Annotated in this window: 21 protein-coding genes; 11 read left to right on the top strand and 10 right to left on the bottom strand. The window is 56.6% G+C overall.

The window, feature by feature from the left end; genetic code table 11:
• Window positions 1–5: 5 nt before the first annotated feature.
• On the top strand, window positions 6–2021 hold the full coding sequence (locus GOX61_RS06695; protein ID WP_170332294.1) for a M3 family metallopeptidase: 2016 nt from the start codon (window positions 6–8) through the stop codon (window positions 2019–2021).
• A 13-nt stretch (window positions 2022–2034) separates the two neighbouring features.
• Here the strand turns inward: GOX61_RS06695 and GOX61_RS06690 are convergent, their stop codons facing one another.
• The 6 genes from GOX61_RS06690 to GOX61_RS06665 all read right to left on the bottom strand — a co-directional run bounded on the left by GOX61_RS06690 (window position 2035) and on the right by GOX61_RS06665 (window position 8604).
• Window positions 2035–2967, bottom strand: a complete 933-nt coding sequence (locus GOX61_RS06690; RefSeq protein ID WP_170332292.1) for a 2-hydroxyacid dehydrogenase — start codon at window positions 2965–2967, stop codon at window positions 2035–2037.
• Window positions 2968–2982: 15 nt separating this feature from the next.
• A complete protein-coding gene (gene rodA, locus GOX61_RS06685) occupies window positions 2983–4122 on the bottom strand; it encodes a rod shape-determining protein RodA (RefSeq protein ID WP_170332289.1) in 1140 nt (379 codons plus the stop codon).
• Window positions 4119–6068, bottom strand: a complete 1950-nt coding sequence (gene mrdA, locus GOX61_RS06680) for a penicillin-binding protein 2 (protein WP_170332287.1) — start codon at window positions 6066–6068, stop codon at window positions 4119–4121. The genes rodA and mrdA overlap by 4 nt, the downstream gene beginning before the upstream one ends.
• Window positions 6065–6601, bottom strand: a complete 537-nt coding sequence (locus tag GOX61_RS06675) for a rod shape-determining protein MreD (RefSeq protein WP_170332285.1) — start codon at window positions 6599–6601, stop codon at window positions 6065–6067. The genes mrdA and GOX61_RS06675 overlap by 4 nt, the downstream gene beginning before the upstream one ends.
• Entirely contained in the window at window positions 6594–7496 is a 903-nt protein-coding gene (gene mreC / locus GOX61_RS06670) for a rod shape-determining protein MreC (RefSeq protein WP_170332283.1), read from the bottom strand. Before mreC ends, GOX61_RS06675 begins: the two co-directional genes overlap by 8 nt.
• 61 nt (window positions 7497–7557) lie before the next feature.
• Window positions 7558–8604 carry a rod shape-determining protein gene (locus GOX61_RS06665; protein WP_005978801.1) on the bottom strand — a complete coding sequence of 349 codons (1047 nt, stop codon included), beginning with the start codon at window positions 8602–8604 and terminating at the stop codon, window positions 7558–7560.
• Between the two features lie 157 nt (window positions 8605–8761).
• Between GOX61_RS06665 and GOX61_RS06660 the strand changes: the two genes are divergently transcribed.
• The 3 genes from GOX61_RS06660 (at window position 8762) to GOX61_RS06650 (ending at window position 11183) form a co-directional block, all read left to right on the top strand.
• Window positions 8762–9553 (top strand): 23S rRNA (adenine(2030)-N(6))-methyltransferase RlmJ, encoded by a 792-nt coding sequence (locus tag GOX61_RS06660; protein ID WP_170332281.1) that lies wholly within the window; start codon window positions 8762–8764, stop codon window positions 9551–9553.
• A 220-nt stretch (window positions 9554–9773) separates the two neighbouring features.
• A complete protein-coding gene (locus tag GOX61_RS06655; protein ID WP_170332279.1) occupies window positions 9774–10667 on the top strand; it encodes a sterol desaturase family protein in 894 nt (297 codons plus the stop codon).
• A gap of 18 nt (window positions 10668–10685) precedes the next feature.
• On the top strand, window positions 10686–11183 hold the full coding sequence (locus GOX61_RS06650; RefSeq protein ID WP_170332277.1) for a DUF2141 domain-containing protein: 498 nt from the start codon (window positions 10686–10688) through the stop codon (window positions 11181–11183).
• A 58-nt stretch (window positions 11184–11241) separates the two neighbouring features.
• Here GOX61_RS06650 and GOX61_RS06645 read toward each other — a convergent pair whose 3' ends face one another.
• Window positions 11242–12816, bottom strand: a complete 1575-nt coding sequence (locus GOX61_RS06645) for a 2-isopropylmalate synthase (RefSeq protein WP_170332275.1) — start codon at window positions 12814–12816, stop codon at window positions 11242–11244.
• Window positions 12817–13102: 286 nt separating this feature from the next.
• Between GOX61_RS06645 and GOX61_RS06640 the strand changes: the two genes are divergently transcribed.
• Window positions 13103–13768, top strand: coding sequence for an SDR family NAD(P)-dependent oxidoreductase (locus tag GOX61_RS06640; protein WP_170332273.1), 666 nt, complete (start codon window positions 13103–13105; stop codon window positions 13766–13768).
• A 21-nt stretch (window positions 13769–13789) separates the two neighbouring features.
• Here GOX61_RS06640 and GOX61_RS06635 read toward each other — a convergent pair whose 3' ends face one another.
• Window positions 13790–15283 (bottom strand): MORN repeat-containing protein, encoded by a 1494-nt coding sequence (locus tag GOX61_RS06635; RefSeq protein ID WP_170332613.1) that lies wholly within the window; start codon window positions 15281–15283, stop codon window positions 13790–13792.
• 155 nt (window positions 15284–15438) lie between these two features.
• Between GOX61_RS06635 and GOX61_RS06630 the strand changes: the two genes are divergently transcribed.
• The 3 genes from GOX61_RS06630 to GOX61_RS06620 all read left to right on the top strand — a co-directional run bounded on the left by GOX61_RS06630 (window position 15439) and on the right by GOX61_RS06620 (window position 19198).
• The gene (locus GOX61_RS06630) at window positions 15439–17097 is read left to right on the top strand and encodes an NAD+ synthase (RefSeq protein ID WP_170332271.1); all 1659 of its coding nucleotides are present in this window, start codon (window positions 15439–15441) and stop codon (window positions 17095–17097) included.
• 372 nt (window positions 17098–17469) lie between these two features.
• Complete coding sequence (locus tag GOX61_RS06625) at window positions 17470–17703, top strand: hypothetical protein (RefSeq protein ID WP_254436780.1); 234 nt, start codon at window positions 17470–17472, stop codon at window positions 17701–17703.
• A 163-nt stretch (window positions 17704–17866) separates the two neighbouring features.
• Complete coding sequence (locus tag GOX61_RS06620) at window positions 17867–19198, top strand: NAD(P)/FAD-dependent oxidoreductase (RefSeq protein WP_170332267.1); 1332 nt, start codon at window positions 17867–17869, stop codon at window positions 19196–19198.
• A gap of 6 nt (window positions 19199–19204) precedes the next feature.
• Here GOX61_RS06620 and GOX61_RS06615 read toward each other — a convergent pair whose 3' ends face one another.
• Window positions 19205–20137: an MBL fold metallo-hydrolase gene (locus GOX61_RS06615; protein WP_170332265.1), complete on the bottom strand. Its 933-nt coding sequence runs from the start codon at window positions 20135–20137 to the stop codon at window positions 19205–19207.
• 116 nt (window positions 20138–20253) lie between these two features.
• On the opposite strand from GOX61_RS06615, the gene GOX61_RS06610 reads away from it, so the two are divergent.
• Together GOX61_RS06610 and gltX are read left to right on the top strand one after the other, a co-directional pair.
• Complete coding sequence (locus GOX61_RS06610; protein ID WP_170332263.1) at window positions 20254–20688, top strand: DUF1801 domain-containing protein; 435 nt, start codon at window positions 20254–20256, stop codon at window positions 20686–20688.
• 85 nt (window positions 20689–20773) lie between these two features.
• The gene (gene gltX, locus GOX61_RS06605) at window positions 20774–22099 is read left to right on the top strand and encodes a glutamate--tRNA ligase (protein ID WP_170332261.1); all 1326 of its coding nucleotides are present in this window, start codon (window positions 20774–20776) and stop codon (window positions 22097–22099) included.
• Between the two features lie 53 nt (window positions 22100–22152).
• Here gltX and GOX61_RS06600 read toward each other — a convergent pair whose 3' ends face one another.
• Window positions 22153–22722 carry a gamma-glutamylcyclotransferase family protein gene (locus GOX61_RS06600; RefSeq protein WP_170332259.1) on the bottom strand — a complete coding sequence of 190 codons (570 nt, stop codon included), beginning with the start codon at window positions 22720–22722 and terminating at the stop codon, window positions 22153–22155.
• 94 nt (window positions 22723–22816) lie between these two features.
• Here GOX61_RS06600 and GOX61_RS06595 point away from each other — a divergent pair, with 94 nt between their 5' ends.
• Window positions 22817–23263: an RrF2 family transcriptional regulator gene (locus GOX61_RS06595; protein ID WP_155149981.1), complete on the top strand. Its 447-nt coding sequence runs from the start codon at window positions 22817–22819 to the stop codon at window positions 23261–23263.
• Window position 23264: the final 1 nt, after the last annotated feature.

Genomic DNA, 23264 nt, shown 5'->3' with positions numbered 1-23264 from the left:
TCTGCATGACCAACCCGATCCTGTCTGACTGGAACACACCCTTTGAAATCGCCCCGTTTGCCGAGATATCGGATGACGATTTTGCCCCTGCGCTGGATCAGGCAATGCAGGCCCATAACGCTCAGATCGAAGCCATCGCGTCCAATGAGGACGCCGCCACATTCGCCAACACGATCGAAGCGCTGGAAGCGGCCGGTGAAGAACTGGACAAGGTGCTGTCGGTTTTCTTCACGGTTGCCGGAGCAGACAGCAATCCTAAGCGGGAAGAACTGCAACGGGACTTTTCGCCCAAACTTTCGGCGCATTTCTCGGGCATATCCTCGAACAAGGCGCTGTTTCATCGGGTCGCCGACCTCTGGAATCGTCGCGAAGAACTGGGGCTGAGCGAAGAACAGGAGCGTGTTCTGATGCTGACCCATCGGGGATTCGTGCGTGCAGGAGCTGCGCTGCAGGGTGACGAAGATGCCCGGATGCAGGAGATCAAATCGCGGCTCGCCTCGCTGGGGACCTCATTCACTCAAAACCTTCTGGCCGATGAGCGGGATTGGTTCATGGAATTGAGCGAGGACGACCTTCAAGGCCTGCCGGGTTTTGTTGTGGATGCGGCCCGCGCGGCGGGGCAGGAAAAGGGAACCAACGGGCCGGTTGTCACTCTTTCACGCTCATTGATCGTTCCGTTTCTTCAGTTTTCCCCGCGTCGGGATTTGCGCGAAACGGCTTACCGGGCCTGGACTGCGCGAGGGGCCAATGGTGGAAAAACCGACAATCGCGAAATTGCATCCGAAATTCTAAAACTGCGCGAGGAACGGGCAAAGCTGCTGGGCTATGACAGCTTTGCTGATTTCAAGCTGGAAACCGAGATGGCGCAAACGCCAGACCGTGTACGTGATTTGCTGATGGAGGTTTGGGATGCAGCCAAAACCCGTGCTGATGTGGATGCTGACATCCTGACAGAAATGATGCAGGAGGACGGTGTCAACGGGCCGTTCGAGGCCTGGGACTGGCGCTACTACGCCGAGAAGCGCCGCAAAGCTGAACATGACCTGGATGAGGCTGCGCTAAAGCCATACCTGCAGCTGGATCGCATGATCGAAGCGGCGTTTGCCTGCGCCAATCGTTTGTTCGGGTTGGAGTTCGCACCACTTGATGTGCCGCTCTATCATCCGGATTGCCGTGCATGGGAGGTGACCCGTAAAGGTCAGCACATCGCGGTGTTCATTGGCGACTATTTCGCGCGCGGCTCCAAGCGGTCAGGTGCTTGGTGTAGCGCGATGCGGGCTCAGGCGAAATTCCCTGCGGATCAAGCACCTGTCGTCATCAATGTCTGCAATTTCGCAAAGGGTGATCCGGCGCTGCTTTCCTACGACGATGCGCGTACGCTGTTCCATGAGTTTGGCCATGCCCTGCACCAGATGTTGTCCAACGTGACCTATGAAAGCATCTCGGGCACCAGCGTTGCGCGCGATTTTGTGGAGCTTCCCAGCCAGCTATACGAACACTGGCTGGAGGTGCCCGAAGTTCTGGCAGAATTCGCTACGCATGCGGAAACCGGTGAGCCGATGCCGCAGGATATGCTCGAGAAAGTGTTGAAGGCCGCCAATTTTGATCAGGGTTTCCAGACCGTAGAATATGTTGCCTCGGCCCTCGTCGATCTGGCGTTCCACGACGGTGCCGCTCCGGCTGATCCGATGGCGAAACAGGCTGAGGTTCTGGCGAGCATCGGGATGCCGCAGGCTATTGGGATGCGCCACGCAACGCCACATTTTGCCCATGTATTCGCCGGGGATGGCTATAGCTCGGGCTATTACAGCTACATGTGGTCCGAGGTCATGGATGCGGACGCCTTTGCGGCCTTTGAAGAAGCTGGTGGTGCCTTTGATCCAGAGCGTGCTAAGGCTCTGGAAGAGCATATCCTCTCGACCGGTGGATCAAAGGAAGCGGAAGACCTGTATCTGGCGTTCCGCGGGCGTTTGCCGGGTGTTGAAGCCCTGCTGAAAGGGCGTGGCCTGATCGCGGCCTGAACCAGTTGGACCGTCAGTATCCGAGCTGACGGTCCACCAGATGCAAAAACGTCTCACCCGCCTCGCCACGACGGATGTTTTCGCAGATGACTTGTGCCGCTGTAACGGGGCGTGTCTCCGACGCGATATGGGGGGTGACCGTTACATTTGGATGGGCCCAATACGGATCCTCGGGCGGCAGAGGCTCAGTCCGGAACACATCCAGCGTGGCATGACCGACCTGACCCGAACCCAGTGCTTCCAGCAAGGCATCGTCATCAATCAATGGCCCACGTCCCGGGTTGATGATCCGTGCGCCCTTCGGCAACAGGGCAAGCGTTTCGGCATTCATTGTGTTCTCGGTCGCTGGGGTGTCAGGTAGCAGAAGGACAACAATCTCTGCGCGGCTCAGAGCCTCACGCAATCCATCTGCGCCGTGCAGGCAGGTAACTCCGCCGATTTCTTTGGGTGTTCTGCTCCAGCCGGTAACGTGAAAGTTCAGTGCCGCAAGCGCCTGAGCCACGGCCTGGCCCAGTGAGCCCAGCCCTAAAACACAGAGCTGCCGTTCTTGTGCAAGCGGGGGCGCATCCGGAGTCCAGATGCCGTCCTGAACCGTGATGTGTTTGTCCATGCCAAGATGGTACCGCAATGTGTGCCCGACCACCCATTCAATCATGCCTTGGGTCAGCCCATGATCCACCATCCGCGCCAGTGGAACGGTCAGGGTCTCATTGCCCGCAATGCTTTCAACCCCGGCCCAAAGGCTCAGCACCGCTTTGAGCCGTGTATAAGGTGTGAAATCCAACAAGCCCCCGTTCGGTGCATAGACCACGTAATCTACCTCATCCGGTTCGAATTCGGTTCCCAGTCGAAAATCCAGACCAGCTTCGCTCAGCCCATTGGTCAACAGTGGCTCATACACGGGCCACAGGGCAGGGCGCGCGGAAAACAGGACGTTTACGGGCATGGGCAGTCTCTCAGTTTAACGGGGACGATGAATATGGGCGCTTTGCACGATGCCAAATGCGGCCATCAGAACCAGCATGGCAGAACCACCATAGCTGACCATGGGCAGCGGGACGCCCACAACAGGTGCCAGCCCCATAACCATTGACATGTTCACGGCAAAGAACAGGAAGAAGTTAAGCGAAATTCCGAGCGTAACGAGCGAAGAAAAGCGGTCGCGTGTCGACAGGGCCGTTACCATGCAGAATATCAGGATCAGACCGTATAGGATCAACAGAGTGATCCCGCCAACAAACCCAAATTCTTCTGCCAGAGTGGTAAAGATGAAGTCTGTATGCTTCTCGGGCAAAAAGTTGAGGCGCGACTGAGTTCCCTGCATGAAGCCACGCCCGTTCCAGCCACCTGAACCCAGCGCAATTTTTGACTGGGTGATGTGATAGCCGGCCCCAAGCGGATCGGTTGAAGGGTCAAGAAACGTATCGATGCGGCGGAACTGGTAATCTTTGAGCAATTGCCATTCCGTCCCGCGACTGTTGAAGACCGTCGCAACCAGCCCGACGCCTGCGGCGATCACTGCTGCGAAGTAAGCCCAGTGCACGCCCGCCAGAAACATCAGGCCGCCTCCGGCCGCGAGCAACAGGATCGACGTCCCCAGATCGGGCTGCTTCAGAACCATGAAAGTCGGGATCAGGATCAGCAGTACCGGGATCAGAACCCATAGCGGCCGAGAGGTTTTGTGAGACGGCAGCCAATCGTAATAGGCGGCCAGAACCATGACCAAGGCAACCTTCATGACTTCGGACGGTTGAAGCCGCATGAACCCAAGGTCGATCCAGCGTTGTGCGCCCATACCGATTGTGCCGAAGAGTTCCACGAACACCAGCAGGGCAATCGATCCAAGATAGGCCAGTACAGACATGTTCCGCCAGAACCAGATCGGGACCAGAGCGATGATGAACATCACCGTCAGACCAAGCCCGAACCGTTCCATCTGTGGCTCGGCCCAGGGCAGCCATGAACCTCCTGCCACCGAGTACAGCATCAGGAAACCTGCGCTGGCCGTACTGATCAACAGCAGGGTAAGGGGCCAGTTCATGTACAGGAATTTGCGGAACCCCGATGGCGTGGATTTGACGGCGTATTCAAGATAGCTCATGCGCGGTCCTTTTCATCCGGACGCGCTTTGGGGCGACGATCGCCCTCCAGCCGTTTTTGCTGCTCCTTGATACGTTCGCGATCTGCTACCGGATATGCCTCAAGCGGCGGAGTACCGTCATAGAGAGCCTGCAGCATGATATCCCTTGCAACAGGAGCTGCCGCTTTCGAACCGCCGCCGCCATGTTCAACGACCACGGCGATTGCGTATTTGGGGTTGTCGTAGGGGGCGAAGCTTACGAACAGCGCGTGGTCGCGGCGTTCCCAAGGCAGGTCTTCGTTGCGGATCACACCCGCAGCGCGTTCGGCCTTGGTGATGTTGCGCACCTGGCTGGTTCCGGTTTTCCCGGCCATGCGGAAATCATCGGCGATGATACGGCTGCGATAAGCAGTGCCGCGCCGGTCATTCGAAACCGAGAACATCGCCTTACGCACCTGTTCCAGATTGTAGGGATTGACGTCAAGGGGCTCACCCGCTCCTGACGGTTGCTCGACCCCATCGACCGATCGAACCAGACGTGGGGAGACAGCTCGCCCTGTGGCAAGCCGTGCTGTCATGACCGCAAGCTGCAAGGGAGAGGCGAGCATGAAGCCCTGCCCGATGGATGCGTTGGCCGTATCACCCACCAGCCAGTCCTGACCGTGTACCCGCTGTTTCCATTCCTGGTTCGGGGCCAAACCTGCGGCGACCGCGGACATAGGGATGTCATGCCGGATACCCAGACCGAAGGTGCGAGCCATGTCGGAAATCTTGTCGATCCCTACTCGCAGGGCAACATCGTAGTAGTACACATCGCAACTGCGCTTCAGAGAGGTCTCGAGGTCAACCGTGCCATGCCCACCACGTTTCCAGCAGTGGAACCGGCGGCTGCCGACCTTGAGGTGTCCGGGACAGTAAACCGTATTGGCGGGGCCGATTACACCCGCCTCAAGCGCAGCCAGAGCGGTGATCATCTTGAACGTCGATCCCGGCGGATAGGTGCCCTGAACGGTTTTGTTGGCCAGTGGGCGGTATTTGTCCTGTGTCAGGGTCCGATAGTCCGCGACAGAGATACCGCGGACAAACAGGTTCGGATCGAAGCTGGGCGCTGAACTGATCGCCCGGATATCGCCGGTTTCGCAGTCAATGACGACGGCAGCCGCGCTTTCTCCGGCCAGACGGGCCTGAGCATATTGCTGCAGATTGGCGTCGACCGATAGCTGCAGGTCCGCGCCTGCCTGTCCTTCCTGACGGTCCAGCTCGCGCATGACGCGGCCAGTGGCATTGACTTCGACACGTTTGGCACCAGCTTTACCGCGCAGCGAGCTTTCCTGCTTGGCCTCAAGCCCAACCTTGCCAATCTGAAATCGCGGAATGCGCAGTACCGGTTCAGGATCCTGTATCTGGCTCAGGTCATAATCACTGACCGGGCCGACATAGCCCACTACATGCGCAAAGTCCTCATACCGGGGGTACTGACGCGTCGAGCCGACCTCTGGGGTGACACCCGGTAGCGCAGGTGCGTTAACCGCGACTTTGGAGATATCTTCCCATGTCACCTGATCCGCCAGAGTGACAGGAAGAAACGGCGCTGAACGGCGCATTTCTGTGCGTGCGCGCTCAATCTCATCCTCGTTCAGCGGGATCAGTTCCGACAGCTTGGCAATGACCTTGTCGACGTCACCCGCATCTTCGCGAACGACTACTATGCGATACGAAGGTGTGTTTTGTCCGATGACCTGACCGTTCCGGTCATAGATACGACCGCGGGTTGGTGGTATCAGGCGGATGTTGATGCGATTTTCTTCTGCCAGTAGGCGATATTGATCGGCCTGATCGACCTGCATGAAACGCATACGGGCTGCTAGCCCGCCAATAAAGGCTGCCTGAAGGCCGCCCAATACGATAGCACGGCGTGGCAAGCGCTTGTATGCAAGACCCTCTGATTTCGGTTTTCGCTGTTTCATACCCGTGCTCCCGTAGCACCTGCATCCGCGGCTGAGATGCGACGCACTCCAAACACACTCTGACTGATCAATACGATCAAAGGATAGGCCAGGATGGTTAGGATTAGCTGGATCATAGCAGGGCCCAAAGCGACTTGCTGAACGGACAATATGGAAAGGATGACGCGATCTGCCAGGAAGACCATTGCCGTCACAACTCCGATCGTTGTCCATTCGCTGACAAAACCAGCATCCCGCATGCCCGGTGCCGCCGAGCGCAGATATGCTGCCCCAAGGACAACCAAAGCAGCCAGCAGCCCGGGAGGGCGCTGAAACAGAAGATCAGCCATTAGCATAACGATGGCGATGCTGAGCGTGGGCACATACTCGGGACGACGCAACACCCAGACAAATGTCAGTGCGATCAAAATGTCTGGGAAAGGCCAGCGATCTGGTTTGGTGTCCAGAGGCAACAAATGCAGAAACACCACCAGTATGGCGAGCGCGAAATACATGCCACGCATGAGCCAGAGATGTGAGGTGGCTTTATCCATCGCCGGCCTCTTCGGGTGTCAGTGCGGCCTCAGGGCGTTGTGGCCCAACGATGCTGCCAGGGGTACGAATTGGGGGCGCAGATTGATAACGAAGAACACGCAGGAATTCCAAACGTTCGAAATCCGCCGAAAGCCGAACGCGTAGTCTGCCGCCCGGATCAACTGTGATCTGGCCAATCAGGAGACCAGCTGGAAACACACCGCCATCGCCTGAGGTGATCACCCGATCGCCGGGCCGGACCAACTCTCGATTTTCCAGAAACTCCACGACAGGTGCTGCGGTGTTATCACCCGCGATCAATGCTGTCTGGCCCGAGGGCTGTATGGTTGCCGGAATCGCGCTCGAGGCATCGGTCATCAGGATGACACGGGCTGTATCAGAGCCAACACCAGAGATGCGTCCAACCAGCCCGATACCGTCCATCGTGGCCCAGCCATCCACGATCCCGTCGCGCTCCCCGACATTCAGGAGCACCGACTGACGGAAAGGGGATCCGCTATCGGCCATAACCACACCTGTGATGTAGGTCAAACGCGGATCAAGGCGGACATTGTTCAGGTCAAGCAACCGTGCATTTTCCTGCTCGAGCTGTAGTGCAGCCTCTTTCCATGCGCGCATCAGGCGCAATTCGCTGCGCAGTTCCTGATTTTGCTCGCTGAGGCGCTGATAGCTTTGGAAGTCCCGGACCAGGTTGACCACCGCAGTAACCGGAACCATGGCCCATTCCATCGAGGGAACGACCGCATCAACGACCTGAGCGCGAAACCGTTCAACGCGGGGGCTGTCGATACGCCACACCAGAAAGATGCCCAGCAGGCACAACACAACAATCCCCAGGAACAAGCGGCGCAAGGGGGTTGCGTAGTCGTCGCGCTGTGATCGGTCCTTTGCCACAGGACTCCTTCCCGTGCTGCTCGCGCCCGATTATACACCCTCAGTTCTAAGGGTGCGCGCCTTAGCTTTCGTAGTCAATCGCGTGGCGCAGTTGTTTTTCGTATTCCAGCGCCTTGCCGGTGCCCAAAGCCACACAATTCAGGCTTTCATCGGCAATCGACACCGCCAGGCCGGTCTGTTCGCGCAGCGCCAAGTCCAGATCACCCAACAGCGCACCGCCACCAGTCAGCATCACGCCGCGATCCACAATATCCGCCGCAAGGTCGGGCGGAGTGGTTTCCAAGGCGGTCATCACCGCCTCGCAAATCTGCTGGACGGGCTCGGACAAGGCCTCGGCGACCTGCGCCTGGCTGATTTCGATTTCTTTTGGCACACCGTTCAGCAGATCGCGGCCACGGATGTGCATCGACTGTCCACGGCCATCGTCAGGCATACGCGCTGTGCCGATAGTGGTTTTAATTCTCTCAGCGGTCGATTCACCGACCAACAAGTTTTGCTGACGGCGCAGGTACGAGATGATGGCTTCGTCCATGCGATCCCCACCAACACGCACCGAACGGGCGTACACGATGTCGCCCAGCGACAAGACCGCAACTTCGGTTGTACCACCGCCGATATCGACGACCATGTTGCCCGTTGGGTCGGTAATTGGCATTCCGGCCCCGATTGCAGCTGCAATGGGTTCGGCGATCAGGCCAGCGCGGCGTGCACCGGCAGACAGAACCGACTGACGGATCGCGCGTTTTTCAACAGGTGTCGCGCCATGTGGGACGCAGACGATGATTTTCGGTTTCGAAAAGGTCGACCGCTTGTGCACTTTGCGAATGAAGTGCTTGATCATTTCCTCGGCTGTATCGAAGTCGGCGATCACACCTTCGCGCATCGGGCGAATGGCTTCGATCGAACCGGGGGTACGACCCAGCATGAGTTTGGCGTCTTCACCGACGGCCAGAACTTTCTTGACACCGTCCTTGACGTGATAGGCCACAACGGAAGGTTCGGACAGGATAACGCCGCGACCCTTGACATAGACCAGCGTGTTAGCAGTCCCAAGGTCAATGGCCATATCCGCTGTGAACAGGCCGCCCAGATTGTCAAAGATCCCCATATGTCCCCTGATCCTGTATGTCAGATTTTTTCTACTGCCCGCGACTCGACGGTTCCGGGATGGATGACTTATAGGGTGCCACGACGCCCGGTAAAAGGCCTGATTCCGCGGTAATCAGCACCTTTCCGCCTCATTAACAGGGACTTTAGAAGGCAAAATGCTCTCATATCAACATATTTACCACGCGGGAAATCTGGCTGATGTGCATAAGCATGCCCTTTTGGCGGAAATACTCGCTTATCTGACCCAGAAAGATAAGCCGCTGACCTATGCCGAAACCCATTCTGGGCGAGGGTTGTATCAGCTGGATTCGGACGAAGCCGTTCGGACCGGCGAAGCCTCGGCCGGTATCGAGCGTGCCTTGCTTGAGGGCTGGTTCGAAGAGGGTCACCCTCTGAACCGCGCAATCTTCGGTGTGAAAGATCAACATGGCCGATCTGCTTATCCGGGTTCTCCCCTGATTGCGGCCAGCCTGTTGCGGCCACAGGATAGTTTACACCTGGCTGAGCTGCATCCGCAGGAATACCGGGCTCTTAAAAAGGCAGTCGCGCCTTATGGGGCCAGGACTTATCTGCAGGATGGATTTGAACTGGCGCAATCGTTGCTACCGCCGACGCCGCGTCGGGGGATGCTGCTGATCGATCCTAGCTACGAGGTTAAGGCCGATTACGATCGGTTGCCAAACATCATCACAACGCTGAACCGCAAATGGAATGTCGGGATAATTGCCCTTTGGTATCCGATCCTGACAAACGGACGCCATGAAGCCATGTGTGATGCCTTGCGGAAACGGGATCTGCCAAAGGTGCTGCATCACCAAGTTCGGTTTCCTGCCGCGCGTGAGGGTCATGGCATGGTCGGCTCGGGTATGTTTATCGTGAATGCCACCTATGGATTAGAAGAAGCAGCCGGGCGACTCGACGCGCTTTTCGCTCGTGTTCAAGCTTAGTTCCCTTAGGTAACTCCACATTTTCTGACATTTGCGCACGGTCCGCTTTTGTAGGTCGATGCCTCTGTTTTCGTTGCATTTTACTGGCTGCCTTGTCGCGTATCTACGTCAGGATGTAGTCGCGACCTCTCTGAAAGATCAGGTGGTCCACTTGATTTCCCAGGCTAGTTCAGTAAGTAAATTGTCACACCTGACAATAAACAGGAATTGGGACATATCCATGGACTTCCTAAGCCGCCACATCAGTGACTTTCATCTGAGTTACTGGGAAACTTTTATCAATAACTGGTTCTTTGTCTTTGCATTGGCGTTTTTGGCATTCGAGTTGCTGCGCTATGCCATCGTCAAAAAGCTGAGCTGGGAAATGGTGGGCGATACGGTCACCAATTTCATCACGCTCGCGTTCTTTATCGGGATCAGCTTCGTTTTACTGGCGGGCTTCTACATTGGTGCCTATGTCTGGGCCTATCAGTTTGCCGTGTTCGACATCCCAACGACATGGGCGTCATTCATCATCGTGCTGATACTTGCGGATCTGGCCTACTACTGGGAACACCGTATCCTGCACCGCATCAACTTTCTTTGGGCGACGCATTCAGTGCATCACAGTTCGCCGTTCTTCAACATTTCGGTTGCATATCGTCATGGCCCGTTGGATGGTTTCTGGCCACTGTTTTTCCATCTGCCGCTGGTGCTGCTGGGGTTCAATCCGTTCATGGTTCTGATCGTAGAGCTGCTGGTGCAGCTGTATCAGACCGCCCTGCACACAGAGGTTATCGGAAAGTTGTGGCGCCCGATCGAATATCTCTTCAACACGCCGTCGCATCACCGGGTGCACCACGGATCGAACCGTAAGTATCTGGATAAAAACTATGCCGGTATCTTCATCATCTGGGACCGTATGTTCGGCACCTTTGAGGAAGAAAAAGAAGATGTCGTTTACGGTCTGGTCACGCCGATCGACTCGGTAAATCCCTTTGTCGCCTTCCTGCATGGTTTTACCCGCCTGTTCAGAGATGTGTGGAACATGCCAGGCTTCCGAAACAAGTTGGGCGTCCTCTTCGGACCTCCTGGCTGGCAGCCCAAAAAGAACCAGCGAAAGCCAGCGGAATAACACGAAGGACTGGATGAGATGCCAAACAATACGCAACGCATCGTCGCCGCCATCGCAACAGCCGGGCTGTTCATTGGCGGAGCCTGGTTTGCCTCCGGCTTTCGCACGGATATCGCCGAGGCATCCGCTTCTTCAACCGGCGTGCAGGATCACCAGGGTTTGATCGTGAACCTGCACGGGGCACGCAGCGACAAGGGCAACATCATCGTCATGGCGTTTGATCAACAGTCAGCGTTTGACAACATGGATTACAACAACGCGGCTGGATATCTCGAGGCCCCTGCGACGGGGCACCCGCAACGGTTCGACTTTCCGGACCTCAACAACAACTACTATTCCGTAATCGCGTTTCATGACGCGAACGGTGACTACGATCTCAACTATGATGCGGAATACACCCCGACCGAGGGGTATGCGGTGTCAGGCATGAATGACCTGCATGACAATCCGGTCTTCTATTACTCGCTGGTTGAACCGGGGAAACCGGTCGATCTGACACTGTTCTACTGGCCGTAGCCAGATCAAAAGAAATGCAAAGGGGCGGTCCATGATAGGCCGCCCCTTTTTTCCATTCTCAGGAAAGATCCTTGTACGAGATTTCTCGTGCATCCGCACCGGGACCGGCCTTTTCGCGTCGGACGATCAGGCGGTTCAGCGCATGGATGTAAGCCTTGGCAGATGCAACAACCGTGTCGGTGTTGGCCGACTGCCCGGTAGCGATCATGCCGTCTTCTTCCAACCGGACTGAAACCGTGGCTTGCGCATCGGTTCCCGCAGTCACAGCATGTACCTGATAAAGCTGGAGATGCGCCGTATTTGGGTGAACCACCCGAATAGCGCGGAACGCCGCATCGACGGGCCCATCGCCGGTTTCGGTTGCGATGATCTCTTTGCCGTCCACTTCCATCTCGATGGTTGCTTCGGCCTTGCCGACCGTTCCACACGTAACTTTCAGTGAAACCAACTGCAGATGATCGTTGCCGTCGTCATCGTCCAGCGTCATCAGGGCTATGATGTCGTCGTCAAAGACCTCTTTCTTGCGGTCGGCCAGTTCCTTAAACCGAATGAAGATATCCTTGAGCTGGTTGTCACCGACTTCGTAACCCATCGTGTTCAGCTTATCGCGCAACGCGGCCCGGCCCGAATGCTTGCCCAAGGGCAGGGATGTGCCGGACAGACCGATATCCTCGGGGCGCATGATCTCAAAATTCTCGCGGTTCTTCAGCATGCCGTCCTGATGGATGCCGCTTTCATGCGCGAAGGCATTCTTGCCAACGATGGCCTTGTTGAACTGGACGTTGAAGCCCGACACAGTCGCGACCCGTCGCGAGATATGCATGATCTTGGTCGTGTCGATACCGGTGTGCCAGGGCATGATGTCGTTGCGGGTGCGCAGCGCCATCACGACCTCTTCCAGAGCAGTGTTGCCAGCGCGTTCGCCCAGACCGTTGATAGTGCACTCGATCTGACGGGCGCCACCTGCAACTGCAGCCAGTGAGTTCGCGGTCGCCATGCCAAGGTCGTTGTGGCAGTGGGTCGCAAAGACGACCTCATCCGCGCCCGGGACCGTTTCGATCAGGCGTTTGATCAGGTCAGCGGATTCCACCGGAGCAGTGTAACCCACTGTATCGGGGATGTTGATCGTCGTTGCGCCTGCCTTGATCGCAATCTCGATCACGCGGCACAGATAGTCCCATTCGGTTCGCGTCGCGTCCATTGGCGACCACTGCACGTTTTCACACAGGTTGCGCGCGTGGCTTACGGTTTCATGGATCTTCTCGGCCATTTCGTCCTGAGTCAGGTTCGGAATGGCGCGGTGCAGCGGCGAGGTGCCGATGAAAGTGTGAATGCGGCTTTTGCCGGCGTGTTTCACCGCTTCCCAGCAGCGGTCAATATCCGCAAAGTTGGCGCGCGCCAGACCGCAGATGCGGCTGTTCTTAGAACGCTGCGCGATTTCGGATACCGCCTTGAAGTCGCCTTCGGAGGCAATGGGGAAACCTGCCTCGATAATGTCGACGCCCATTTCGTCCAGCAGCTCGGCAATCTCGAGCTTTTCGTCATGGGTCATGGTCGCGCCAGGGCTCTGCTCGCCGTCGCGCAAAGTGGTGTCAAAGATCAAGACGCGGTCTTGGTCGGTCACGTTGGTCATGGGAATCTCTTTCTTCTCTGTCCTAATGCCTCTTGGCGCGCTGGCGTCCTCCTCTGAGCGGGCGCGCCGGATGGCACGCTCAGAGGCGGATTAGGATCAGTAGGCCACGCAGATCGGCACCACGAAACGCGGTGTCGGCAAAAGGGATATCTGCGCGGTTGATCATGAGGCGGAATTTATACAGAGCCCGCAGGGAATGAAAAGGACCAAAATGCCCTATTCTTTAGCTGAACTATTCTTTTCAACGCTCATTGATCTGATTGGGTGTGCGCCTAGGTAGCAGTTCATGAAAACAGCACTGATCATTGGGGCGACGGGCGGAATCGGTAAGGCTATGTGTAGCCGGCTTGCGCAGCAGGACGTCACGGTAACGACCCTGTCGCGGACAGGCGACGGGTTTGATCTGATGATCCCGGACAAGGCCGAGCAAGTCTTAAGTGTTGTCGAAGGCCCGTTTGATCTGGTGTTTGTGGCCAGTGGCGCGCTGGAAATCAATGGCGCTGCGCCGGAAAAGACGCTGCGCGCACTGTCGGCCCAAGCAATGATGGATCAGTTCGCTCTGAATGCAGTTGGACCTGCAATGGTGCTGAAACATGCGAGCCGACTGCTTCCCAGAAGCGGTCGATCTGTGATTGCCGTGCTCTCGGCAAGGGTGGGGTCGATCGGTGATAACCGGCTCGGCGGTTGGGTCAGCTACCGCGCTGCCAAAGCAGCTGTGAACCAGATTGTGCATACATCTGCGATTGAGTTGGCCCGAACGCACAAGGAAGCCATTTGCGTGTCCTTACATCCCGGAACCGTCAAAACAGCCTTTACTGAAAAGTATCTGGGGCGGCACCCGGCGGTCGAACCGGATGAGGCTGCCGGGAACCTTCTGCGCGTGATAGATAACCTGAGCCCATCAGAATCGGGTCAGTTCTTTGACTGGGCGGGCAAACCGGTCCCATGGTGATCCGGTTGAAACCTGCCGATACTAGCTGTCAGAATTGGTGGGTTCCGTAGGCTGCTCTGTCTGAGCGGGCGCTTGCTCGGTTGCTTCCGGCTCGGTGGTGGCAGCATTTGGTTCGCTTGCGGCTTCTTCAGAAAGCGCACCGTTTTCCCAGATGCCGGTTTCTTCCTCGCCATTCACATAGCGCATGGTGCCGTTGCCCTGGCGTTTCGCGTCTACAAAGCTGCCTTCGTAGATGTCACCATTCGAATATGTCGCGACACCGACACCGGTGATTTTTCCTTCTTTCCATTCACCGGTGTATTTGAAGCCATTTGCCATCACGATCTCGCCCTGACCGTGGCGCTGCCCCTGGGCAAAGTCGCCTGTATAAACGGTGCCATCGGCATAGGTGGTCTTGCCCTTGCCTTGCCGCGCACCCTCGACCCAATCACCATCGTAGACCGTGCCATCTGCACGGGTCAGAACCCCTTTGCCATGGGTTTTGGCGTTCTTGAACTGACCCTTGTAGATGGTACCGTTCGCATAGGTTGCGACGCCCCGGCCATCGATCACCCCGGCGATCCAGTCGCCATCATAGGTAGAGCCATCGGGATAGGTGATAAGCCCCTTGCCATCGGCCAGATCAGCGCTGAAATCACCTGTATAAACCGAGCCATCAGGATAGGTCAGTTCACCCAATCCTTCGATCTGCCCGTTGGTCCACTGACCGGTATAGATATAGCCGTCGGTTCCGGTGAACGTTCCCTGACCGTGTCGCTGATCATCTACGAAATCGCCCTCATAGACGTCACCATTTGCGTAAACCGCTTTGCCTTTGCCCTGACGACGCCCTTCGATCAGGCTACCTTCGTAAACATCGCCATTGGCCTGCGTCAGCCGACCGGCCCCGGTGATCCGGTCTTCGGACCAGTCGCCGGAATAGGTCATGCCATCTGGCAGCGTAAGATCACCTTTGCCGTGTCGCTGTCCGGACAGGATATCTCCTTCATAGACACCGCCGCTCGCGTAAGTGATTTTGGCTTTGCCTTGCCGAACACCGTCTTCCCAATCGCCGTCGTAGATATAGCCATCGGCATCGGTCATCACGCCCTTACCGTGGTGACGCGCATTTCTGAAACCGCCCTCATAACGCATACCGTTTTCATATTGCGCTACGCCCTGGCCATTGATTGCGCCATTGGACCAATCCCCTTCATAGGTCCCGCCACCAGCAAAGGTGATCTTGCCTTTCCCTTGAGGTTGACCCTTGGAAAACATGCCTTCGTAGATCGAGCCGTTGGCGTAGCGGGCTGTGCCTTTGCCCTGAATCTCACCTTCGACCCATTCACCGGTATACTCAAAGCCGTCAGGCAGGCGGTAAGTCCCGGTCCCGTGGCGCAAGCCGTTCTCGAATGTACCCTCGTAGACGCCGCCGACGTCGTCATCCGCAACAATAACCTGCTCCTGTTGGGCAACAGCAGCCTGTGCCGTCAAGCCAAATGCGAAAACAGCAATCGAATTGCGAATTACATTCATGGTCGTTCCTGCCTGCCCGGTCATCATCGGTTGTTTGCGTTGGCGCAAAACTAAGACACAGGCAGGGGCAGAGCAACGTGTTTTGCCGCATTTGCCTTTTACTCGCTGCATGATCTGCTAAATCCCTTGTGGACTGACGTGGGCAAGAGGGCAAAATGGCCAATCGTTTCCGTATCTCGCTGGCGCAACTCAACCCCACTGTGGGGGATATTGAGGGGAACGCTGCCAAAGCACTGTCCGCGTGGGAACAGGGCCGGATGGCTGACGCGGATCTTGTTGCACTGCCTGAGATGTTCATCACCGGCTACAACACGCAGGACCTTATCGTTAAGCCCTCGTTTCATTTTGCAGCGATGAAAGCGGTTGAGGAATTAGCCGTTAAATGTGCTGACGGTCCGGCGCTTGCGATTGGCGGACCATGGGTCGAAGACGATAAGCTGTTTAATGCCTATCTGATCCTCAAAGGCGGAAAAGTCGCCAGCAAGGTTCTGAAGCATCACTTGCCGAACGAAACAGTGTTTGATGAGGTCCGGTTGTATGATGCCGGTCCGATGGGTGGGCCATATGCCGTAGGCAACACCCGGATCGGCAGCCCGATCTGTGAAGACGGTTGGCATGAGGACGTAGCCGAGACGCTTGAGGAGACAGGGGCGGAATTCCTGCTCATCCCGAACGGCTCTCCGTATTTCCGGAACAAATATGATATCCGACTGAACCACATGGTGGCGCGGGTTGTCGAAACCGGATTGCCGGTGATCTATCTCAACATGGTGGGTGGCCAGGACGATCAGGTGTTTGATGGTGGCACCTTTGGCCTAAACCCGGGTGGAGAGCTCGCGTTCCGGATGCCGGTTTTTGATGAAGCTGTCACGCAGATTGAGTTGGAGCAGGGAGACGAAGGCTGGCGGATTGTAGCTGCCGAAGTGGCACCGCAACCGGACGAGTGGGAGCAGGACTATCGCGCAATGGTACAGTCCTTGCGCGACTATATGGCCAAGACCGGGTTCGGTAAGGTTGTATTGGGCCTGTCAGGTGGCGTCGATTCCGCGTTGGTTGCGACGATTGCCGTGGATGCTATCGGAGCCGAGAATGTACGCTGCGTGATGCTGCCGTCTGAGTACACCAGCGACGCATCATTGGAGGATGCCGAAACAGTGGCCAAGGCGCTGGGCGTTCACTACGACTACGTACCGATCTCCGAAAGCCGCGCAGCCGTGACAAACACGCTGGCTCCGCTGTTTGCTGGACGTGAGGAAGATCTGACCGAAGAAAACGTTCAATCCCGTCTGCGTGGTCTCTTGCTGATGGCAATCTCGAACAAGTTTGGTGAGATGCTATTGACCACCGGCAACAAATCCGAGGTCGCTGTGGGCTATGCCACGATCTATGGCGATATGAATGGCGGCTACAATCCCATCAAGGATCTCTACAAGACCCGGGTGTTTGAAACCTGCCGCTGGCGCAACGCCAACCACCGCGATTGGATGAAGGGGCCTGCAATCGAGGTCATCCAGCCTTCGGTCATCGACAAACCCCCCAGCGCTGAGCTGCGTGCCGATCAGAAAGACAGCGACAGTCTGCCGGACTATCCGGTTCTGGATGCCATCCTTGAAATTCTCGTCGATCAGGACGGGTCGATTGCAGATTGCGTGGCCTCCGGATTTGACGAAGCTGATGCCCGTCGTGTTGAGCACCTTATCTACATCAGTGAGTACAAGCGTTTTCAGTCTGCTCCGGGTACCCGTTTGACGAAACGTGCGTTCTGGCTGGATCGACGGTATCCGATTGTGAATCGGTGGCGCGACCCTAACTAGATCTCAGATTCTATCCGGTTGGATATGGGGAAACTAACTTGGTAAGGGGTTGGGTTTCGTCTGAATTGTTCTCGTATTGGCTTCATTGTTTAGTTCAGAATTGTATTGTTTCTATATAAGGGCTTTGCGCGTCATGAATGAGCGCGAAGCGCCTTGCCTGAGTGCCATTTTCTCGCCATAATTTAGTTCCAATGCCGCCCGATGTAGGGCGATATTGACGCATTGCGATTGGGTGGGTTGAACCATTTCGTACTGCGCTGGGAATACAGTTTCTGGTGGTGCATCTGAATTTCGATGCCGGTTAAATGTTTTGGTGATCAAATGGTTGATAATTATGACAAGCCCCTGCACGCTCCATTGAGATGGAAAACGATGGAGTCCCCTGCGCGCGATCTTGATGAAGCGCGTGTGGACGCAGCTATTGCTGACATTCTGGGTGACGGAGTTTCAGCAGCACTGAAAGACACATCCGCCGAGCATGATGATCGTTCTGAATTTCCGGAACTGAGTGCTCAGGAAACATTGGCCGCTCCGACGCCGGATCAGAATTCTGGTGTTGCGGCAATCATTCGTCAGAAATGGGCTGAGTTTTCGGGCGCTGCCTGACCTTCGCGAATCTGATCTGAGCAAAGCCAAAGCGCTTGCCGCGCCTGCTATCGGCGCATTCGCCACACGTGCGAAGATTTCCTCTGCCAGCTTCCTTTCGCCATTGCCTGAATTCTCATCTTGAGCATCCTTGGCGGTCCGAGCGATTGAAAATGAGCGGTAGATGCCCGGCCCAAAACCCAACCCAGTAGAACCAGATCTTTGCTTGCCCAAAGCTGTGGATGTCGTCGTTATCGGCGGTGGAATCATCGGAACATCGACAGCATTTGAGTTATCCGAACGCGGGTATTCAGTTCTGCTCTGTGAGAAGGGGCAAATTGCAGGAGAGCAGAGCTCTCGCAACTGGGGATGGGTGCGTCTTGGTGTGCGAGATCCAAGAGAAATCCCCTTGATGCAAGAGGCCATTCGCATCTGGCAAGGTCTTGACGAACGGATCGGTCGCAAGACGGGTTATGTCCAGTCGGGTATATTGTTTGGTGCATCAGGAGAGCGTTCGGCAGGGAATTTGCACCGATGGCTGGAAAACCTTGAAGGGTATCAGACCGGAGCCAAAATGGTTTCGGGTTCTGAGTTGGACGATCTCTTGCCGGACAATACGATGGGATTGACCGAGGCGCTATACACTCCGCAGGACGGCCGCGCCGAACCGCAATGGGCGGCTCCGGCAATTGCGGAGGGTGCGCGCGACAAAGGTGCTGCAATCATGACCAGCTGCGCGGTTCGCAGTATCGATGTTCAGGCGGGTCGCATTGCAGGTGTATTTACCGAACGTGGGCGAGTGGCGTGTGAACAGGTCGTGCTTGCTGGTGGTGCCTGGTCGCGCCTGTTTGCGGGAAACGCGGGGATTGAACTACCGCAGCTGAAAGTTCTGAATACGGTTCTGCGCACCTCTCCGGTGGAGCCGGGGCCGCAGGCCGCGCTCTGGTCCGATGATTTTGCGGTTCGAAGGCGCGCAGATGGGGGGTATACGATTGCGTCGGGGCACGAAAACACCGTCGACATCGTACCCGACAGTTTCCGGCTAGCGCTAAGGTTTCTGCCGGCCTTCAGGCAGGAATGGCGATCCCTGAGGTTTCGCCTGTCCCGTCGCTGGCTAACCGAAGCTGGGCAGGACAGGTCATGGCTGCCTACCGATGTAACACCGTTCGAACATTGCCGTGTGCTGGACCCGGAACCTTCGCAAAAGGCGCTACGACAGGCTTGGGCGAGCGCGAGAAAGGCCTTTCCGGTTCTCGAACAGGCTGAGATCGTTCAAAGCTGGGCAGGAATGATCGATGTAACGCCCGATGCAATCCCGGTCATCTCGCATGTAGATGACATACCTGGGATGATCATCGCGACCGGTTTTTCGGGCCACGGATTTGGTATCGGGCCGGGCGCAGGCAGGCTGGTCGCCGATCTGGCGACGCAGACCACACCTTGCGTTGATCCGACAGCTTTCAGGCTGTCCCGTTTCACAGACGGCTCAAAGATACGGCCGGATCCGGGTTACTGATCAATCTCAGCCCATCATCTGATAGCTAACCGGCACGAAACGGAACCCGTCATTGCGGGTTTCAACATAACCGGCAGCGGGGAAGGGCATGTGGTAGCCGATCATCGGCACCTTATCGGCGGCCAACAGGCCCAGCACATTGCGGCGTGACGCAGTCGCTGCGGCCTTGTCCATGTCAAAGCGGACTTCCCATTCCGGATGCGCAAAGGACCAGACATAGTGGTTGGCCAGATCCGCAGTCAGGATCAGACGCTGACCGTTGCTTTCCAAATGATAAACCATGTGTCCCGGAGTGTGACCAAAGGCTGCCATTGCTGTCACGCCCGAAGCCACATCACCACCGTCTTCGATAAAGGTCATTTTCTCAGCCAGGGGTGTGACTTTGGCAGCAACCAGATCGCCAACCCGATTGCCTGCGTCCTGTGCAGCCCAAAAGTCATATTCCGGCGCTGCCGTGACATAGCGTGCATTCGCAAAGGTTGGGGCGTCATTAGTCGTCATGCCGCCGATGTGGTCGGGGTGCATATGGGTCAGGACGACAACATTGATGTCTTCCGGTGCGACACCGGCATCTGCCAAAGCAGCCTGAATTCCACCCTGTCCAAGGCCAGTGTCAAACAGGATTAGTTCGGACCCTGTGTTGACCAGCGTTGGCGTAAAGAAAAACTGCGCTATGTCCGGAGAAATGAAGTTGTCGGCTGATACACGGGCAAAGTCCTCGTCAGATGCGCCGCCGCCAAAAATTTCCTGCGCCCCGTCGCGCGGAAGGCTGCCATCCAGCAACGTGGTCACGGTGAAATCACCCAGCTGAAACGATTTTGCTACTGTCGAATTGGCCTTGGTTTCCTTACCCGCGGCCAGAACGGGCGCAGCGGCTGATGCAAACGGCAATGCAGCGGCGGCCCCGAGTGCGGCCCGGCGTGTCAATTTGATGGTCATATTCGTTCTCCCTGTCAGAACATGATTGTGAGAATTAGGTCGGCGCGTGAGTCTTGCCACTTTATACGCCATTGAAATGGGCTGCGTGGTTGAACATTACGTGTTAAATTTTGTTAATGCCGCGATCCCAGAACAAAACCGTTCAAACAACGCAAAGCGTCGACAGCTTTTTGTCGGGTGTATCGCCTTCCAAAAAAGCGGGCGAGGCACGGGTGCTGGACGCGCTGTTTAGAAAGGTGACCGGGCTTGAACCGGTAATGTGGGGCCCTTCGATCATCGGCTATGGCAGATACCATTATCGTTATGCGTCGGGGCGTGAGGGGGATTTTCTGGCTACCGGATTTTCACCCCGCAAGGCTGCGCATTCCATTTATATCATGCCCGGCTACGCGGATTTCGGGGGCATCCTGTCCCGTTTGGGAAAATACAAACTGGGCAAGTCATGTCTGTATGTGAACAAGCTGTCGGACATAGACCTTGATGTTCTTTCTGAACTTATCTTGGCCGGGCTGGAAGATCTTGGGAGCCATTGGCCGGTCGAACCCATTTGAACTGATGTAAAACAAGACGTCTCCGCAGGCGCTGCTGGACAAAATCGCGCTCATATGAGATGAGCCGCGCCAACAGGAGACACCTATGACCACCACCCGTTTTGCCCCGTCGCCCACCGGTTACATCCATGTGGGCAACCTGCGCACCGCCCTGATGAACTATCTGATCGCCCGCAAGGCTGGCGGCACGTTCATCCTGCGCATCGATGACACCGACCCAGAACGGTCGAAAGAAGAATATGTCGATGCCATCAAACAGGATATGGAGTGGCTGGGCCTGCATTGGGACAAGGTCGAGCGTCAGTCAGAGCGGTTGGACCGTTATGCCGAGGCCGCCGATAAATTGCGCGAGATGGGCCGGTTTTATGAGGCGTTCGAGACACCGACCGAGTTGGATCTCAAGCGCAAGAAGCAGCTGAATATGGGCAAGCCACCGGTCTATGACCGCGCCGCGCTGAACCTGTCTGATGCTGAAAAAGAAGCACTGCGCTCCGAACGCGGTAATGGCGTCTGGCGCTTTAAGCTGGATCATGAGCGGATTGAGTGGACTGACGGCATTCTGGGCGACATCTCGATCGATGCGTCCTCGGTCTCTGATCCGGTTTTGATCCGCGGCGACGGTCAGGTGCTCTATACGATTGCGTCAGTGGTTGATGATACCGAGATGGGTGTAACCGATGTTGTCCGCGGCTCGGACCACGTGACCAACACTGCAACGCAGATTCAGATCATTGAAGCACTGGGCGGCACATGCCCGCGTTTCGCACACCATTCGCTGCTGACCGGGCCACAGGGTGAGGCGCTGTCGAAGCGCCTGGGCACTCTGGCCCTGCGTGACCTGCGCGAACAGGGCGTGCAGCCGATGGCTTTGCTGAGCTTGATGGCGCGTCTTGGCTCTTCCGATCCGGTTGAATTGCGTTCGGACATGGCTGAACTGATCGAAGGTTTTGACATCCACCGGTTCGGTGCGGCGCCAACCAAGTTCGACGTGCAGGATCTGTTCCCGCTGACCGCCAGACATCTGCAATCGCTGCCTCTGGCTGATGTTGCCGACGCGGTCGCTGATGCAGGGGTTCCGGCAGAGCTTGCTGAACCGTTCTGGGCGATGGCACGCGAGAACATCACCACTCTGTCCGATCTCAAAGGCTGGTGGGAACTGTGCCGTGATGGCGCCGAGCCGCTGATCGATGAAGAAGATCGCGAATTCATCGCTGCTGCAGTGGCCCTGCTGCCCGAAGGACCGTTCAACGGCGAAACCTGGGGTGAGTGGACCAAGGCCGTAAAAGAGGCAACAGGCCGCAAAGGCAAAGGCTTGTTCATGCCACTGCGCAAAGCACTGACCGGGATGGAGCGGGGGCCGGAAATGGCGAGCTTGCTTCCATTGCTGCAGGTGATCCGCGCGCGCGGATAACTGCATACGGACAATTCGAGACATAAAAGGCGGGGTATTTTACCCCGCCTTTCTTATGCTATCTCCGAAATCCTGGCAGAAACCTGCTTGAGGCGATCATCCACGAACTCCGTCTCAGATGGCTTTAGTTGCTGGTGACGCGGATAACGGGGCGCAGGTCGGTCGTTTAAGATAGGCGCGTCCCACCCGTCTGTGGTTGCAAAAAAACGATCAGCACCTTCGGTCCCGAAGGCTCGCAGGTATCCCTGAACCACAACGTCGATATAGCTCAGCAAAATCGGATGGGGTCCATCAGGTGCATTCTGTCGCTCTGCCGGTACTGCATAAACGGCGATCTCAACTTCGTGCTGCAACGGATGTGAGATCGACTGCGTCGCGGGGATGCGATCATACGCCCATTCTCTCTCATCCAAGGCTGCCCAGTCATTCCGGGGGACATGGGCGATCATGCCGTCAATCTCGCATTCGGGGTCGGGGATCGCAGTCAGAAACGCGACCGGGCGCAGGTCTGTATGCCGCCATGCCCGCCGCCAACCCTTAAGACGCGCAGGTCGCGGGTCTGGAAAATCATGCGTGGAGAGATTCACGAGGCTGCCGTAGCCAAAGAAATAGGGGTCTGCCATATCCAGCGGCGTCCTTTCTGACGATTGATGTATGTCAAACCGCTTTTTTGCGAGACATGCAATAAGGCTTCATCTTGATTTCAGGGAGGCCCTTATGCGGATTACCAAACGGACGAACATTGCCGTGCGCCTGCTGATGTATTGTGCGGCGCACCAGGACCGGCTGGTGACGAAATCCGAGATTGCCGAAGTGTGCAACATCTCGGAGAACCATCTGGCGCAGGTCATCAACCAATTGAGCCAGCTTAACTACCTGAGCACGCAACGAGGCCGCAATGGCGGTATGTCACTGGCCCGTCCGGCGGATCAGATTCGTATCGGTTCGGTCTTTCGGCATGTCGAAGGCAACCTGCCGATTGCAGAGTGCTTTGCAGACGCCGACAACACCTGCCCGTTGACAGATGCTTGTCGATTGCGCCTGGCCCTGAGGGACGCGGCCGAGGTGTTTTATGCCTCGCTGGACGAGATCACTCTGGACGCGCTTGTTTGTGACAACGATCAGTTGATCAAGATCCTTCAGCCGGTCGCCTGTGTGCGCTGAC

The organism is Ruegeria arenilitoris (genome assembly GCF_013030265.1).
GTDB classification, from domain to species: domain Bacteria; phylum Pseudomonadota; class Alphaproteobacteria; order Rhodobacterales; family Rhodobacteraceae; genus Ruegeria; species Ruegeria arenilitoris_E.
This window is presented reverse-complemented; position numbering and strand designations above follow the sequence as displayed.

What these genes read in the sequence shown, in the direction of transcription:
- mrdA (WP_170332287.1), bottom strand. Translation starts at nt 6,068, where the DNA reads ATGAAACAGCGAAAACCGAAATCAGAGGGTCTTGCATACAAGCGCTTG.
- rodA (WP_170332289.1), bottom strand. Translation starts at nt 4,122, where the DNA reads ATGAGCTATCTTGAATACGCCGTCAAATCCACGCCATCGGGGTTCCGC.
- GOX61_RS06665 (WP_005978801.1), bottom strand. Translation starts at nt 8,604, where the DNA reads ATGGGGATCTTTGACAATCTGGGCGGCCTGTTCACAGCGGATATGGCC.
- GOX61_RS06615 (WP_170332265.1), bottom strand. Translation starts at nt 20,137, where the DNA reads ATGACCATCAAATTGACACGCCGGGCCGCACTCGGGGCCGCCGCTGCA.
- GOX61_RS06645 (WP_170332275.1), bottom strand. Translation starts at nt 12,816, where the DNA reads ATGACCAACGTGACCGACCAAGACCGCGTCTTGATCTTTGACACCACT.
- GOX61_RS06610 (WP_170332263.1), top strand. Translation starts at nt 20,254, where the DNA reads ATGCCGCGATCCCAGAACAAAACCGTTCAAACAACGCAAAGCGTCGAC.
- GOX61_RS06650 (WP_170332277.1), top strand. Translation starts at nt 10,686, where the DNA reads ATGCCAAACAATACGCAACGCATCGTCGCCGCCATCGCAACAGCCGGG.
- GOX61_RS06675 (WP_170332285.1), bottom strand. Translation starts at nt 6,601, where the DNA reads ATGGATAAAGCCACCTCACATCTCTGGCTCATGCGTGGCATGTATTTC.
- gltX (WP_170332261.1), top strand. Translation starts at nt 20,774, where the DNA reads ATGACCACCACCCGTTTTGCCCCGTCGCCCACCGGTTACATCCATGTG.
- GOX61_RS06625 (WP_254436780.1), top strand. Translation starts at nt 17,470, where the DNA reads ATGGAGTCCCCTGCGCGCGATCTTGATGAAGCGCGTGTGGACGCAGCT.
- GOX61_RS06660 (WP_170332281.1), top strand. Translation starts at nt 8,762, where the DNA reads ATGCTCTCATATCAACATATTTACCACGCGGGAAATCTGGCTGATGTG.
- GOX61_RS06620 (WP_170332267.1), top strand. Translation starts at nt 17,867, where the DNA reads ATGCCCGGCCCAAAACCCAACCCAGTAGAACCAGATCTTTGCTTGCCC.
- GOX61_RS06630 (WP_170332271.1), top strand. Translation starts at nt 15,439, where the DNA reads ATGGCCAATCGTTTCCGTATCTCGCTGGCGCAACTCAACCCCACTGTG.
- GOX61_RS06695 (WP_170332294.1), top strand. Translation starts at nt 6, where the DNA reads ATGACCAACCCGATCCTGTCTGACTGGAACACACCCTTTGAAATCGCC.
- GOX61_RS06635 (WP_170332613.1), bottom strand. Translation starts at nt 15,283, where the DNA reads ATGAATGTAATTCGCAATTCGATTGCTGTTTTCGCATTTGGCTTGACG.
- GOX61_RS06690 (WP_170332292.1), bottom strand. Translation starts at nt 2,967, where the DNA reads ATGCCCGTAAACGTCCTGTTTTCCGCGCGCCCTGCCCTGTGGCCCGTG.
- GOX61_RS06640 (WP_170332273.1), top strand. Translation starts at nt 13,103, where the DNA reads ATGAAAACAGCACTGATCATTGGGGCGACGGGCGGAATCGGTAAGGCT.
- GOX61_RS06655 (WP_170332279.1), top strand. Translation starts at nt 9,774, where the DNA reads ATGGACTTCCTAAGCCGCCACATCAGTGACTTTCATCTGAGTTACTGG.
- GOX61_RS06595 (WP_155149981.1), top strand. Translation starts at nt 22,817, where the DNA reads ATGCGGATTACCAAACGGACGAACATTGCCGTGCGCCTGCTGATGTAT.
- GOX61_RS06600 (WP_170332259.1), bottom strand. Translation starts at nt 22,722, where the DNA reads ATGGCAGACCCCTATTTCTTTGGCTACGGCAGCCTCGTGAATCTCTCC.